Annotated in this window: 15 protein-coding genes; 10 read left to right on the top strand and 5 right to left on the bottom strand. The window is 68.5% G+C overall.

Annotated features, from left to right (window positions below; genetic code table 11):
* The first annotated feature begins 79 nt into the window (after positions 1–79).
* Positions 80–697: an ATP-dependent Clp protease proteolytic subunit gene (locus tag AB2385_RS07545; protein ID WP_367654345.1), complete on the top strand. Its 618-nt coding sequence runs from the start codon at positions 80–82 to the stop codon at positions 695–697.
* Between the two features lie 89 nt (positions 698–786).
* Here the strand turns inward: AB2385_RS07545 and AB2385_RS07540 are convergent, their stop codons facing one another.
* Positions 787–1602: a serine hydrolase gene (locus AB2385_RS07540; RefSeq protein ID WP_367654344.1), complete on the bottom strand. Its 816-nt coding sequence runs from the start codon at positions 1600–1602 to the stop codon at positions 787–789.
* A 218-nt stretch (positions 1603–1820) separates the two neighbouring features.
* Here AB2385_RS07540 and AB2385_RS07535 point away from each other — a divergent pair, with 218 nt between their 5' ends.
* The 5 genes from AB2385_RS07535 to AB2385_RS07515 all read left to right on the top strand — a co-directional run bounded on the left by AB2385_RS07535 (position 1821) and on the right by AB2385_RS07515 (position 5554).
* Positions 1821–2534 carry a diacylglycerol/polyprenol kinase family protein gene (locus AB2385_RS07535; protein WP_367654343.1) on the top strand — a complete coding sequence of 238 codons (714 nt, stop codon included), beginning with the start codon at positions 1821–1823 and terminating at the stop codon, positions 2532–2534.
* A 4-nt stretch (positions 2535–2538) separates the two neighbouring features.
* Entirely contained in the window at positions 2539–3174 is a 636-nt protein-coding gene (locus tag AB2385_RS07530) for a cation transporter (protein ID WP_367654342.1), read from the top strand.
* 228 nt (positions 3175–3402) lie between these two features.
* On the top strand, positions 3403–3822 hold the full coding sequence (locus AB2385_RS07525) for an OsmC family protein (RefSeq protein ID WP_367654341.1): 420 nt from the start codon (positions 3403–3405) through the stop codon (positions 3820–3822).
* Positions 3823–4908, top strand: coding sequence for a histidine kinase (locus AB2385_RS07520; RefSeq protein ID WP_367654340.1), 1086 nt, complete (start codon positions 3823–3825; stop codon positions 4906–4908).
* Positions 4859–5554 (top strand): response regulator, encoded by a 696-nt coding sequence (locus tag AB2385_RS07515; protein WP_367654339.1) that lies wholly within the window; start codon positions 4859–4861, stop codon positions 5552–5554. The genes AB2385_RS07520 and AB2385_RS07515 overlap by 50 nt, the downstream gene beginning before the upstream one ends.
* Before the next feature lie 106 nt (positions 5555–5660).
* Here AB2385_RS07515 and AB2385_RS07510 read toward each other — a convergent pair whose 3' ends face one another.
* Positions 5661–5873 (bottom strand): hypothetical protein, encoded by a 213-nt coding sequence (locus AB2385_RS07510; RefSeq protein ID WP_367654338.1) that lies wholly within the window; start codon positions 5871–5873, stop codon positions 5661–5663.
* 285 nt (positions 5874–6158) lie between these two features.
* On the opposite strand from AB2385_RS07510, the gene AB2385_RS07505 reads away from it, so the two are divergent.
* The 3 genes from AB2385_RS07505 (at position 6159) to AB2385_RS07495 (ending at position 8845) form a co-directional block, all read left to right on the top strand.
* Positions 6159–6803, top strand: a complete 645-nt coding sequence (locus AB2385_RS07505; RefSeq protein WP_367654337.1) for a response regulator — start codon at positions 6159–6161, stop codon at positions 6801–6803.
* A gap of 205 nt (positions 6804–7008) precedes the next feature.
* Positions 7009–7455 carry a universal stress protein gene (locus AB2385_RS07500; protein ID WP_367654336.1) on the top strand — a complete coding sequence of 149 codons (447 nt, stop codon included), beginning with the start codon at positions 7009–7011 and terminating at the stop codon, positions 7453–7455.
* 175 nt (positions 7456–7630) lie between these two features.
* Positions 7631–8845, top strand: coding sequence for a MutS family DNA mismatch repair protein (locus AB2385_RS07495; RefSeq protein ID WP_367654335.1), 1215 nt, complete (start codon positions 7631–7633; stop codon positions 8843–8845).
* Between the two features lies 1 nt (position 8846).
* Here the strand turns inward: AB2385_RS07495 and AB2385_RS07490 are convergent, their stop codons facing one another.
* On the bottom strand, positions 8847–10076 hold the full coding sequence (locus AB2385_RS07490) for a glycosyltransferase (RefSeq protein ID WP_367654334.1): 1230 nt from the start codon (positions 10074–10076) through the stop codon (positions 8847–8849).
* Positions 10077–10088: 12 nt separating this feature from the next.
* Positions 10089–10964 carry an FkbM family methyltransferase gene (locus AB2385_RS07485; RefSeq protein WP_367654333.1) on the bottom strand — a complete coding sequence of 292 codons (876 nt, stop codon included), beginning with the start codon at positions 10962–10964 and terminating at the stop codon, positions 10089–10091.
* Positions 10965–11092: 128 nt separating this feature from the next.
* Here AB2385_RS07485 and gmd point away from each other — a divergent pair, with 128 nt between their 5' ends.
* Positions 11093–12127, top strand: coding sequence for a GDP-mannose 4,6-dehydratase (gene gmd / locus AB2385_RS07480; RefSeq protein WP_367654332.1), 1035 nt, complete (start codon positions 11093–11095; stop codon positions 12125–12127).
* Positions 12128–12133: 6 nt separating this feature from the next.
* Here the strand turns inward: gmd and AB2385_RS07475 are convergent, their stop codons facing one another.
* Complete coding sequence (locus AB2385_RS07475; RefSeq protein WP_367654331.1) at positions 12134–13552, bottom strand: hypothetical protein; 1419 nt, start codon at positions 13550–13552, stop codon at positions 12134–12136.
* Positions 13553–13669 lie beyond the last annotated feature (117 nt).

The raw sequence follows: 13669 nt of genomic DNA, 5'->3' as shown, positions 1-13669 counted from the left end.
TTCGCGTCGTCTTAGGCAATGAAAAGATAAGGAAAGAAGGCGGGGGCGGCGCAGCCCCTGTTCTGAAGGAGAGTCGGTCATGGAGAGAACGGCGTGGAATCAGGTTATCCCGATTGTGATTGAGCAGACGAGCAGGGGCGAGCGCTCTTACGACATCTACTCCCGCCTGCTCAAGGACCGCATCATCTTCCTGGGCACCAGCATCGACGACCAGGTGGCCAATGCCGTGACGGCGCAGCTGCTCTTCCTGGAGAGCGACGACCCCGACAAGGACATCAACATGTACATCAACTCCCCCGGCGGCATCACGAGCGCCGGTCTGGCGATCTACGACACGATGCAGCACATCAAGCCGCGGGTGAACACCTACGCCATCGGCATCGCGGCTTCGATGGGCGCCGTCCTGCTGGCCGGCGGCACCGGCAAGCGCTACGCCCTGCCCCACGCGCGCGTCTTGATCCACCAGCCCTGGGTGAAGGGCGGCATCGGCGGCCAGGTGACCGACATCGAGATCACCGCGAAGGAACTGCTGCACACCAAGGAGAAGCTGGCGGAGATCATCGCCAGGCACACCGGCCAGCCCCTGGAGAAGGTGAAGGAAGACTCCGAGCGCGACCGGTGGATGTCGGCCGAGGAGGCCCGGGAGTACGGCATCGTGGACGAGGTGCTCCAGCCGCGGGAGCGGAAGAAGGACTAGGCAGAGGTGCTGTCTGCGCGCACGGCAGGACCCCTGAGGCCGCAGCCTCAGGGGTCCTGTTTCGCAGAGTGGGGCAGGGTCGGGTTCCCTCAAGCTACAAAGCAGTCGTACAGGATCTTCACCGCCCGGCCCACGGCCAGCAGCCCCTCGTTGTCCTCCACCGGCCGCTCGTCCTGGCAGTCCTTCGTCATCACGCAGTAGACGAAGCCGCGGTCTCCCTTCCAGATGGCGCCCACCTCGTGCCGGCAGCCCGTGATCATGCCGAACTTGGCGGCGATGACGGGACCCTCGGGCGGCCGGTCGTACTGCGCGCCACCGGGGAGGTAGCGGGCAGCGAAGGGGCACTGCACCCGCTTCATCACGGCCAGCATCTCCTCGCAGGCGGCGGGGGTGAGCACCTCGTGCCGCACGATCCGGTCCATCAGCTGCCCGAGCTGGGCCGGTACCGCCGAGTTGACCGGGTGGCCCGGCAGGGCGCGAAAGAACTTGAAACGGAGCCGGAGACCGCTGAGGCCCAGGTCGTCCATGGCCCGGTTGACCGCCTCGATTCCCACCGCATCGATGCACATGTTGGAAGCGGTGTTGTCGCTGATCGTCATCATCAGGGTGGCCAGGTCGCGCAGGGGCAGCCGGATGCCGGGCGTGAGGTCGCGCAGAACCCCGCAGCCGGGCACCTTCTCTTCGGCCTTCAGTTCCCGCATCTCGTCCAGGCTCAGCCTCTCCTCGCCGGCCTGGCGCATCAGTTCGTAGAAGATGGCCAGCTTGATCGTCGAGGCGCTGGGGAACGACTCCTCCGCCGCTCCGAACTGGATGACCTTGCCGGTCTGGAAGTCCCGGGCCCACACCCCGATGGTGCCGGAGAAGCTTTCGGCCAGGCGGGCCAGCGCGTCGGTCGGGCTGGTCACGGATCGCCCACCTCCTGTAAGAAAGCGGATGGCACAGGGTTCGCCGCCCCAGCGGGCGTTTCCTCCGGGGTTCCGCCGCGCAGCCGTCCGTCCTCGCCAGCCTCACAGGCCGGGGGGCGGCTGGTACTTTGTCCCCCGGAGGGAGTTGACCGGCGGGCGATTGGGCTCCATAATCAGGGCGTCTGCTGGCGTGAGACCCACCGCGGGGGTTATACATAATGGGTTTGGCCTTTGCGACATCGTTCGGGAAACTGCTGGCTTACTTCGCAGTCTGCGCGGCGAGTGCGCTGCTCCTGCACCGCCTCGCCCGGGTTCCCAGGGAGGTCTTCCGCAAGACCCTGCATCTCATTCTGGTCGGCTCCGTGTTCGTGTTCGCCTATGCGTTCCCCACGTGGTGGGCGGCGGCCGCAGCGGCTGCGGCGTTCGCGGCGGCGGTCTACCCGCTGCTCGCCCTCGCCGAGCGCTACGTCCCGGACTACACCGAACTGCTCACCGAGCGCAGGCAGGGCGAGATCAAAAGCAGCCTGGTGCTGGCCTTCACGATGTTCGTGGCCCTGTTCCTCGTCTGCTGGGGCTGGGCCGGCGAGAGGTACCTGGTGGTCGCCGCGGTACTCGCCTGGGGCTCGGGCGACGCCGCGGCCGCCCTGGTGGGCACCCGCTTTGGGAAGCACCGCATCGAGACGGGGCTGCTCCCGGGAAACAAGTCCCTGGAGGGCACAACGGCCATGTTCGCCGCGTCGTTCCTGTGCGTGGCGGCCGTGCTCTCGCTGCACGGCGCGGCGGGCGGGTATGCATCCCTGCTGATCGCCGCGGCGACGGCGGCGGTCACGGCCCTGGTGGAACTGTACTCCCGGCGCGGCCTGGACACGCTCACTTGTCCGCTTGCGGCGGCGGCCGTGCTGATCGCGCTGGTCCGCCTGTGGGGAGTGTGACGCCGTGCAGAGCACGTCTGGTGAGCGCACGCTCCTCGCCTCGGTGGTGCTGAGTTCGCCCGGCCCGGTCGTGGTGGGCATCGGGCTGCTGCTGGGCCGCTCGGCCACGCAGCTGGCTGACTTCGTGCGCCGTACGGCCGAGCTGGTGGCGATCATCGTGTCGTGGGCCGTCTACCGGGTCGTGCACGGCAGCGCCACCCCCGACCCGGCCCGGAAGGAGCGGCTGGAGCGGGCCGCCAACTTCGGGGTGGGCGCGGCCATGTGCCTCTCGGGGGCGGCCATGCTCCTGGTGGCGCTGTTATCAACGCGCGCAGAGAAGGGGAACGTTATCCCCGGGCTTATCATCGCCGTGCTGGGGGTGACCACCAACGGGTGGTTCTGGTGGCGCTACAGCAGGCTGAACCGGGAACGGCCGGACGCGATTCTCGCGGTGCAGAGCCGGCTCTACCGGGCCAAGACGCTGGTGGACGCCTGCGTGACGGCGGCCCTGGCCTGCGTCGCGGCGGCACCCGCGGCCCCTCTCACCCGGCACGTGGACCAGGGCGGCTCCGCAGTGGTGGCGCTCTACCTCGTGGCGACGGGCATCGCGACGATCCGGGGCCGGGCTGCAGCCGCGCCGGACGCCGCCGGAATGGGGTAGGCAGGCGTGCGCCTTTCGGCGCACACCTGCACACGAATATCCAAACCTCAGTTTGTACCGTCCAAGGAGTAGATAGAACAGACCAGGCCCCGGCAGGGTTCCAGCGGGGCGGGGGCGAATTCCTCCTTTCAGTTTATATTTTGTGGACCGTTGCGCATCGGGCGCGGACCGGAAGCGCATGGGGCATGCCCCGCGCCGGGGGAGATGACGCGAGAGGATGAGACGGGGATGACGCACAGGGCGGAGATGACCTGGTCCGGCTCCGGTTACGTGTTTGATGCCGTCACCGGCGGCGGGGTGCGGCTCAGCATCGGCAGCGACGAGAATGGCAACCCCGTGGGGCCGCGGGCCAAGGAACTGGTCTGCCTCGGCCTGGGCGCCTGCAGCGGTTCCAACTTGATCACGCTGATGAAGAAGATGCGCCAGGACGTGGAGCGCATCGACATCAGCGTGGAGGCCGAGCAGGCCGATACCGATCCTATGGTCTTCACCAAGGTGGTCATGCATTACCGGCTCTACGGCCGCGGGATCGACCCGGCGAAGGTGAAGAAGGCCCTGGATTACATCGATGAGAAGTACTGCGGCGTGCTGCATATGGTGAACAAGACCGCCAGCACCGAGTATACCTTTGAGGTTGTGGAGGTCTAGATGCGGCTGTTCACGTACCTGCATAGCCGGACCAGCCTCTTCACCAAAGTGCTGGTGGCCAACGCCGCCATCGTGGTGATCGGATCGGTTTCGGCGGTGCTGATCGCGACGCACTTCTGGCACGGCGAGGCGCACTCGCCGGCCTGGGAGATTGGCCTGATCGCTGTGGGCCTCGCCGTCTCCCTCGGGGTGAACTACGCGTTGCTCCGGCTTGCGTTCCATCCTCTCTTCACCCTGCACGCCACCCTCGACAAGGTGCGCCGGGGCGATTTTTCCGCCCGCGTGCCGAAGGTGGAGGGTGACCCGGACATCGCCCGGCTGACGGAGATGGCCAACCTGATGCTCGACCGGCTGGCGGAGCACCGCCAGGCCGTGGCGGCGCAGATCCTGCGTGCGCAGGAGGAGGAGCGGAAGCGGATCGCGCGGGAGTTGCACGACGAGACCGCTCAGTCGCTCACCTCGATCGTGGTGAACCTGGAGGCCGTGGAGCGCCTGGTCGGCAGCGACAACGACGAGGCCCTGCGGGAGCGGCTGCGCCTGACGAAAGATATCGCCCAGCGCACGCTGGACGAGACCCGCCGGCTGATGATGGACCTGCGGCCGTCGGTGCTGGATGACCTGGGCCTCGTCCCGGCCCTGCGCTGGTTCATCAACCAGCGGGTCCTGCCGGCTGGGCTGACCGCGGACCTGCAGACCAGCGGGCTCAGCGACCGTCTGCCGGAGGAGCTGGAGACGGCGCTGTTCCGCATTCTCCAGGAGGCGATCAACAACGTGGTGAAGCACGCCCGCGCGAAGAACGTGGTCGTGCGGCTCTCCCGGGAGAACGGGCAGATCACGGGCCTCGTCAGCGACGACGGGCGCGGGTTCCACGTGGTGCATACGGTCGGCAAGCCGGTGCGCGACCGCGGCCTCGGCCTCTTCGGCATGCAGGAACGGGCCGCACTGGTCGGCGGCAAGGTGGAGATCGAGTCCGCTCCCGGGCGGGGTACTACCGTGCGGGTCACCGTGCCGGAGCGCAGAGGGGGGGAAGGGCAGTTTGAAACCGATTCGCGTCTTGCTGGTGGACGACCACGCCATTCTCCGTGAAGGCATCCGGTATCTGCTGTCGGCCAGCGGCGAGGTCGAGGTCGTCGGCGAGGCGCAGGACGGCCTTGAGGCGCTGGAGATGGTGGAACAGCTCAAGCCCGACGCCGTCCTGATGGATATCGCCATGCCGCGCATGAACGGCATCGAGGCGACCAAGGAGCTGAAGAAGCGCCATCCCGACTTGCCGGTGCTCATCCTCTCCATGTACGACAGCGAGGAGTATGTGCTGCCGATCCTGCGGGCGGGCGCGGCGGGTTACGTGCTGAAGCGGGCCGCGGCGCAGGAGCTGGTCTCCGCCCTGAAAGCGGTCACCTCCGGGCAGGTTATCCTTCACCCCGACGTCGCCCGGACGGTCATGGACAACCTCCAGGCGCAGGGCGGCAGTGCGCCGGCCCCGTCTCCGGAGCCGCGCAGCACGAGCGCGGCCCACGCACAGCTCGAGCAGCTGACGGAGCGGGAGCGGGAGGTCCTCACCCTCATCGCCCATGGCCTCACCAACCAGCAGATCGCCGAGAAGCTCTTCATTTCGATCAAGACGGTTCAGGCGCACCGGGCGAATCTCATGGAGAAGCTCGACCTGCATGACGCGGTGGAGCTCACGAAGTTCGCCATTAAGACTGGCCTGATTTCACTGGACGAGATCTAACGCGCGGCGATATGGTCTACAGGCTTATAGACACAAAGGAAGGCGCAAGCTCGGGCTGGCGGATGCCGTGACAGGCTCCCCCGGGAGGCTTGCGCCATAGCGCGCGTCAGCGCGTCAGGAGCGGAGTCGCGCTCCGGGCGGGCAGCTTCCGGCTGGGGCGAACGTCGTAGACCAGGCCCTCGAAGAGCACGGTCAGGTTGCCCAGCGATACGGCCCGAATGCCCGGCACGTACTCCAGGTCGTCCACGTCGAACCCCGGCTCCACGTGAATGGTGATGGTACGGCCGTTGAGCAGTTTCAGGTGCAGCTCCGTGTACACGCTCCCGCCTCCTCCTTTGCAACCGTCTCCGAGGATACGGTGGGGTGCCCACCGAGTGCTGGACCTGGGACCGACCAGGGCGACATGAACTCCTGCCGGTAGTATCTCCGTGTCGGTTGTCGTTGCCACGTGTATCGTACTTACAGACAGGGTAACACTAGGCTATAATGGTATTTGAATAGGGAGAAATGGCCCGAAGGTGCTGTGTGCACTAGGGTGTTTGATGGGTTGTCCGAAATCCGTAGACTTGGTAGATTGCTAGATGGAGAGGAGGGCACCCTAGCAATGAGAGTCTTGATCGTGGATGACCACCTCATGCTGCGGAAAGGCGTGCTGAGTATCCTTTCGAACAGTGATCTGGAGGTCGTCGGGGAGGCTGCCAATGGTCAGGAGGCCCTGGACCTGGTGCCAAAGCTGAAGCCCGACCTGGTACTGATGGACATCAACATGCCGGTGATGGACGGCGTTGAGGCCACGAGGCGGCTGAAGGCGCAGTATCCCGATCTCAAGGTCGTGATTCTGACCGTGTCCGAGATCGACAAGGACCTCTTCGAGGCGATCAAGGCCGGCGCCGACGGCTACCTCCTCAAGAACCTTGGCCCCGAGGAGTTGGTCTCCTCTCTGCGCTCCGCCATTTCCGGCGAGGCGCCCATCTCGTCGGTGATGGCCGCCAAGATGCTCAAGGAGTTCCGTCAGCCCCGCACGACCGCTGCCGGCAAGGAAGACGGGCAACCGCTCTCCCCGCGTGAGATCGAGGTGCTGAGGCTCGCCTCCACCGGTCTTACGTACAAGGAGATTGCGGCCAAGCTTTACGTTGCGGAGTCCACCGTCAAGAACCACATGCGCCACATCCTCGAGAAACTGCACCTGCGCAACCGGTCCGAGGCGGTTGGCTACGCGATTCGCGAGGGCCTGGCGGGCGATCCGTAGTGCTGGGATTCGAGCCACCTGTGGAAACAGGTGGTTCTTTTTTCTGGTTGGTCCCACTCAGAAGATTGGGCATTGGAGTCTACATTAGAACTGGTCAAAGGTAGGATGAAAGTCTAGCCGACACAGGGTTATGATGACATTAAGAATAGAGAGACTTGGTTGCCCCACCACGTGAAAGGGGAGCTGCTGAGGAGGCGGATGGGTCTTGGGCTTGAAGAGGATTCTCGTGGCGACGGATGGCAGTGACAGTTCGCTCCACGCTGCCCGCATTGCCGGCGAACTCTGCGCCGGCCGGGATGATGCTCAGGTGTTCGTGCTCTTCGTGGCGCACGTACCCCGCTCCTATTACGCCACCGACGAGTTCGGCAACAAGGTGACGCCCGAGGTGCCCATGGACGTGATGATCCGGCGCACGGGCGAACCCATCCTGCGGAAGACCGTCTCTGCCCTGGGTCTGCCCGAGGACCGGGTGGTGACGGAGGTGCAGGTGGGTGAGCCGGCCGAGGAGATCGTGGATTTCGCCCGCCTGGAGCACATCGACCTGATCGTGATGGGCAGCCGGGGCCTGAGCCCCATCAAGGAGCTTCTGCTGGGCAGCGTGTCCGACAAGGTGCTGCGCACGGCCCCGTGCCCGGTGCTGATCGCGCGGTAGTGCGAACTCTCCCCGTGTGGGGGCGAGGCCCTTATGGCGCCTCGCCCTCGTTGCGTTTCTTCCTCCGTATGTCTGGCCCGCCGCTGCGCCATGCTCCATGCGCAGAGGGCGCGACGGCAGGCGGGCGGGAGCGCGACCCCGAATAGAGAGAGGCATGTACAGAGGGGGTGTGCCCATGCGACCGGAGGAGGTTTACGCCCGACGCTATGCGGCCTACGACCGGCTGCGGGCGCGGCAGGAGCGGGCGGCAGTCAGGCTCAGCAACGCCCGCCTCGCGGCGGCGCTGGGCGGGCTGGTGGTCGCCATTCTGCTCTACCGGTCCGCCGGCCCTGCCGCCGGCTGGGCGGAGCGCGCGGCTGCCCTCGGCGCGGTCAACCCCCAGGCGCAGAACCTGGGCGCCTACGCGGCGATGCTCGAGCGGCTGGAGCGGCAGTCCTTCGCCTCACCCTGGCTGCGGGAGCGGCAGCGGCGGCTGAGGAGCGCGGACGGTGAGCCCGCGTACCGACAGGTGCGCCGCCTTTCCCGGCTGGCCGACCGGATCTCCAGCCGCCAGAACGCGTTCGCCATCATCGTGAACCTGCTGATTCTGTGGGAAATCCACAGCATGATCGCCCTGGAGCGGTGGAAGCAGGAGTCGGGCCGGCTGCTCCCGACCTGGCTGAGGACGCTGGGCGAGGTGGAGGCCGTGGCGAGCCTGGCCGGGATTCGGTTCGAACACCCTGACTGGGCGGTGCCCGAGGTGTTGGAAGACCGGCAGACCGGCCTCGAGGCGAGGGTGATGGGTCACCCGCTTCTGGGGAGCGACCGCGTGTGCAACGATTTCTCCCTGAAGGAGCCGGTGCGGGTGGCCCTGATCACCGGCTCCAACATGTCGGGCAAGTCGACGTTCCTGCGCACCGTGGGCGTGAACCTGGTGCTGGCCTACGCCGGCGCTCCCGTCTGCGCGGAGGCGTTCACCTGCTCCCGGGTACACCTCTGGACCTGCATGCGGACGCAGGACAACCTGGAGCAGGGGATCTCGTCGTTCTACGCCGAGATCCTGCGCATCAAGCGCATCGTGGAAGCCGCCCGCACGGGCGGGCCGGTCTTCTTCCTGCTGGACGAGATCTTCAAGGGCACGAACTCCCGCGACCGCCACCTGGGCGCGAGGGCGCTCATCACCCAGCTGCAGGAGGCGGGAGCGTTCGGGCTCGTCTCCACCCACGACCTGGAGCTGGCCGACCTGGAGCGGGAGAGCGGCGGCCGGATCGTCAACTACCACTTTCGCGAGCACTACGAAGGCGACGCAATCCGCTTTGACTACAGGCTGCGGCCGGGGGTTTCCACCACGAGCAACGCGCTGCACCTCATCCGGCTGGCGGGCATCCACCTCGCCGGGGAGGGGCCGTAGCCTACCTCCGCCTGGGCGCCGCACCCCGCCAGAACACAGGGGGGCGGGCCCGGATGTCCGTGCCCGGCGGAATCGGCGGCGCCGGTGGCAGCACCGGGCCCCGCCCCGGCAGTTCGTCGATCAGCTGGCGGTACCGGTGGCCCAGCACCGGCCACGCGAACCCCGCCGTACGAGTGCGGGCGGCCTCGCCGAGCCGGGCCCGCTCCTCCGGCGATTCCAGGAGCCGCCGGAGCCCCTGGGCGAGCGCGGCGCTGTCGCCCGGCGGAGAGAGGTAGCCGGCTCCGTCGGACAGCAGTTCGACGGCGTAGTCGTAAGGCGTGGAGAGCAGCGCCTTGCCCAGGAAGGCCGCGGTGGCCAGCGTGGCGCTGGAGGTCTGCTCCATGAACAGGTACGGCGTCACATACAGGTCGGCCGCGTGCACGTACTGGACGACCTCCTCCTCGGTCAGGTAGCGGTTCACGAAGCGCACGTGTGCGCCGATGCCCAACCGGGCCACCTGCTCCTCGAGGCGGGCCCGGTACCCTTCCCCGCGCTCCCGGACCTCCTCGGGGTGGGTGGCCCCGGCGACGACGTAGAGCAGGTCGGGGTGGTCCGGTGCAACCTGGGCGACCGCGTCCAGCGCCGTCTCGATCCCTTTGAGCGGGCTGAGCAGGCCGAGCGTCAGGGCGACGGTTCGGCCTCCCAGGCCGAGCCGCTCCTTCCACTCCGCGCTGCTTCCCTCCGGCGGCAGCGGAACCCCGTTGGGGAGGTGGACCACCTTCCGGGCCGGCACGCCGAACCGGGTGGGGATGAGCTCCCGGGCCCGCTCGCAGAGGACGACCACGGCGGCGCTGGCGGCAGCCACCCGACGAACCACCTCGATCATGGGGGGAGGGGCGCTGGCCAGGATGGTGTGAAAGACCGTGATTACCGGGGTGCGCAGCGCCCCGAGGATCTCCAGCACGTGCGCCCCCAGCGGCCCGCCGAACAGTGCAAACTCGTGTTCGAGGATGACGGCCCGCAGGGGGAGGGCGTTCAGGACGGCTGCCGCCTTGCGATAGTCGCCCTTCTCGTGGTGGCGTACCAGGGCCACCACCTCGGGCCCGACCTGCATGTCTGTAGGCCTTTTCACCAGTGCGACCACGGGAACGAAGTCCTCGCCGGCTGCGAGCAGCGCCTGGCGCAGGTGGAAGGCCACGCTGGCGATGCCGCAGCGACGGGGCGGGTAGGTGCTGATCACGCCAATCGCCATCTCGCCTTCACCTCACGCGGGAGTACAGGCCACCTCCAGCACCTGATTGCGCATTCGCCAGATACGCTCCAGCACCGCGTAGTCGTTGGCGTCGTAGGCTGTGAACGCGGGGTTCAGGAACGCCATCTGGTAACCCAGTTCCCGCACCAGGCGGTGGAGGTTCCGTGCGGTGCGCCCGTCGTAGAACCGGGCGGTCTCCTGGTTGAACTCGATGATCAGCGCCGGGCGATGGCGCCGCAGCGTCTCCCTGGCTCCCTGCAGAACCCGGTACTCGGAGCCTTCCACGTCGATCTTGATCAGGTCCACATGCTCCAGGCCCGCCAGCGCGACGAGCGTGTCCAGCGGCATGGCCAGCACCCGATACGCCACTCCCTCCCACGGGCGTTCCCCGCCGGTGAAGGTGACGTGGGATCCGCCGACGACCTGTGTGATGTGGCGGAGCGACAAGACCTCGGGCTGGCTCCAGGCCGCAGCGTGGATGGCGACGGCCCCGGGGCAGCCAGAGGACACCAGGTTGTGCGCCAACAGGCAGTGGGTGACCGGCGAGGCCTCCACGGCCAACACGCGGCCTGTCTCGCCCACGAGCGCCGCGGCCAGGACGGAGTGGATGCCGAAGTTGGCGCCCACGTCGACGAAAGTGCCGCCGGGGGCGAGGAAGCGGGCGATGGCCTCCATCACATGGGGTTCATACTGGCCCTTGCGCCGGACCTCGCCGACGACGCTGATGTCGGATTCCACGCCCAGCAGGCTGAGGTGCGGGCGGCCCACCGCGTCGGCGACGGCAGAAGGAAGGGGCACGGTGAAGAGACAGGTGTGGGAAGGCACGGGCTGCTGCGCGCCCCGCGCGGCCTTGCGGCGGAGCGGATGCGGCCTGCGTCTCTGGCGCATGGGATCACTCCCCTTAGCGGTATACATGTGGGATTTGCAGAACGTCGAATTCCGTTCCACCTGACGGCAGCATAAGGGCGTCGCCCTCGCTCATATCCTCCTCCGAACGGCGCAAGGGGGGAGAGAGCATGGCGCGACGCGCCCTGATCACCGGAATCACAGGGCAGGACGGCGCCTACCTGGCCCGGCTGCTCCTGGAGCAGAACTACGAGGTCTACGGGACCTACCGCCGCAGCGCCTCCGCGAACTTCTGGCGCCTGGCGGAGCTGGGCGTGGAGGACCAGATCCGCAAGGTGCCCATGGACCTCCTGGAGTTCAGCAACATCCAGCGCGTCCTGGAGCAGGTCCGGCCGGATGAGGTGTACAACCTGGCCGCCCAGAGCTTCGTCGGCGTCTCGTTCGAGATGCCTGTCTACACGGCCGAGGCCGACGCCCTGGGAGTGGCGCGGCTGCTGGAGGCACTGCGGCAGGTGCGGCCTGACGCCCGCTTCTACCAGGCGTCCACCTCCGAGATGTTCGGCAAGGTGCAGGAGGTCCCGCAGCGCGAGCAGACGCCGTTCTACCCCCGGAGCCCGTACGGTGCGGCGAAGGTGTACGCGCACTGGATCACGGTGAACTACCGGGAGGCATACGGCATGCACGCCTCGTCGGGGATCCTGTTCAACCACGAGTCTCCGCTCAGGAGCATGGATTTCGTCACGCGCAAGGTGACGGCGACCCTGGCGCTCATCCGGCACGGCCAGGCGCAGGTGCTGGAGCTGGGCAACCTGGAGGCCAGGCGCGACTGGGGCTTCGCCGGCGATTACGTGCGGGGAATGTGGCTCATGCTGCAGCAGCCGGAGGGCGGCGACTACGTCCTGGCCACCGGGGAGACCCACTCGGTGCGCGATTTTGTGGAGCGCGCGGCCGAGGCGGCAGGCTTCCAACTGACGTGGGACGGAGAAGGCGCCCTGACCCGGGGTCTCGACCGCGCCTCCGGCCGCTTGCTGGTGCGGGTGAACCCGGCGCTGTACCGCCCCGCCGAGGTCGACTTGCTGATCGGCGACTCCACCCGGGCCCGCCAGAAGCTGGGCTGGTCCCCGACGGTGAGCTTCGACCAGCTGGTGGAGATGATGGTGCGGGCCGACATGGACCGCGTGGCCCGGGGGGTGACGCTCCGCTGAGGCGGCTCAGCGTTGGGAAGACCGCCCCCCGAACACGGGGAACCGGTAGGTGTGCGACGCCGCGGCTACCCGCCTGCGCGTGCTCTCCGGCGGTGCGGGCTCGGCCGCCGTTTCCGCGCCGGCCGCCAACGGCACGGTCCCGGCCGCACCTGTGGTCCCGTTCGACGTCGACGCCGCCGCTGCGGCTGCGCCGGTCGTCCCTGCCGGCGTTGACGGGGCAACGTCGCTTGCACCGGGACCGCCCGGCTCGTGCGAGGCGCCGGGTGCCGCATTCTCCGGCGCTGCCGGCTTCGGCGCCGCCTCCGTGCCGGCCACCGTGACAGCCTGCTTGGGCGCGGCCTCGGTGACGACCGCCGTCGCAGCCGGCGTGGGCGCCGCACCGGCCACGGTGTTCGGGCCGGCGCCCTCCGGCGCGGCTGCGCTGATCCCCGGCGCCGGTGAAGCATCGGCGGCGGTGCCGGTTGCCCCCGGTTCCGCCGGGGCGTCGGCGGTCGTACGGGGGCCCGCCAGGTCAACCCAGGGGGCCTGGGCGGGGGCCGTGCCCTCGAGTCCAGCGGCCGCGCCCTCAGGCGGCGCCGCCGGAGCAAAGACGGCGACGGGCAGAGGTGGCGCCCCCTCGTCAGGAGTCCCCGACTCCGGCAGCACGGCCGTGCGCGGGAGTGGATCGCGGCCCTCCGACTCCCACACGATGCGCGGCCGCCGGGCCACGACGGCATCGACCGGCGGGCGCAGCGCCGGGCGGACCGCGCGCGGCCCTGCCGCCGGGCGCGGCGGGGCTGGCGGTTCCGCCTCCTCGGCTGCCGCCCGGGAATCCCACCACTCCCGCACCTGCACGACCCAGGCGGTGGAGAGCGTGCGCTCGCCCGGGGGTCGGCCGCAGGTCGCCATCAGCGCGAGCCAGATCGCCCGCGCGACCGCTTGCGACACCCGGGTTTCGGGGGGAACCCTGATGCGCACTTCGACCTCAGCGCCATCGGTCGGGCGGGAGACCACCCCGACCGGCACGTCCACCAGGTCGCGCAGGCAGTCGGCCACCGCCGTGACCAGACCGCCCTGCCTTCGCAGGAACCAGCGGCGCCGGCCGCCTGCGACCAGGATGGACGGGAGGTCCCCGGCCGCACACGGTTCAGCCACCAGACGGATCACCGCGTCCGCCGCGATCCCGGGCGCGGCCGGAACGCCTCCCGCCATGCGCACCCAGCGGAACAGCTCATCCAGCGACTGCGCCGCGACGCCGCGGGCGTCGCCGTGGACACGGCAGCCGATGATGCGTCCCTCCAGGGGGGAGTCGACGAACAGGCACCCCACGTCGGGCTGCCAACGCACCCGGTGGCCGGTCAGTCGCAGGACGCGCACGACCTGGGGGATTGCGTCTGCGGCGATCCGTTCGACGGGTCGGTTGCCCAGGAAGAGCAGTGCCTCCATGATCGTTCACTCCTCAGATCAGCAATACGGCCTGCGTGGCGAGACCGCCACGATGGGTTGTGGCCCCCCCCCCCCGGGGGGGGGGGCCCCGGGGGTAAACCCCCCAAAACCCCCCCC

Origin of the sequence: Symbiobacterium sp., assembly GCF_040797425.1 — a bacterium.
In the GTDB taxonomy this organism is placed as follows: domain Bacteria; phylum Bacillota; class Sulfobacillia; order Symbiobacteriales; family Symbiobacteriaceae; genus Symbiobacterium.
This window is presented reverse-complemented; position numbering and strand designations above follow the sequence as displayed.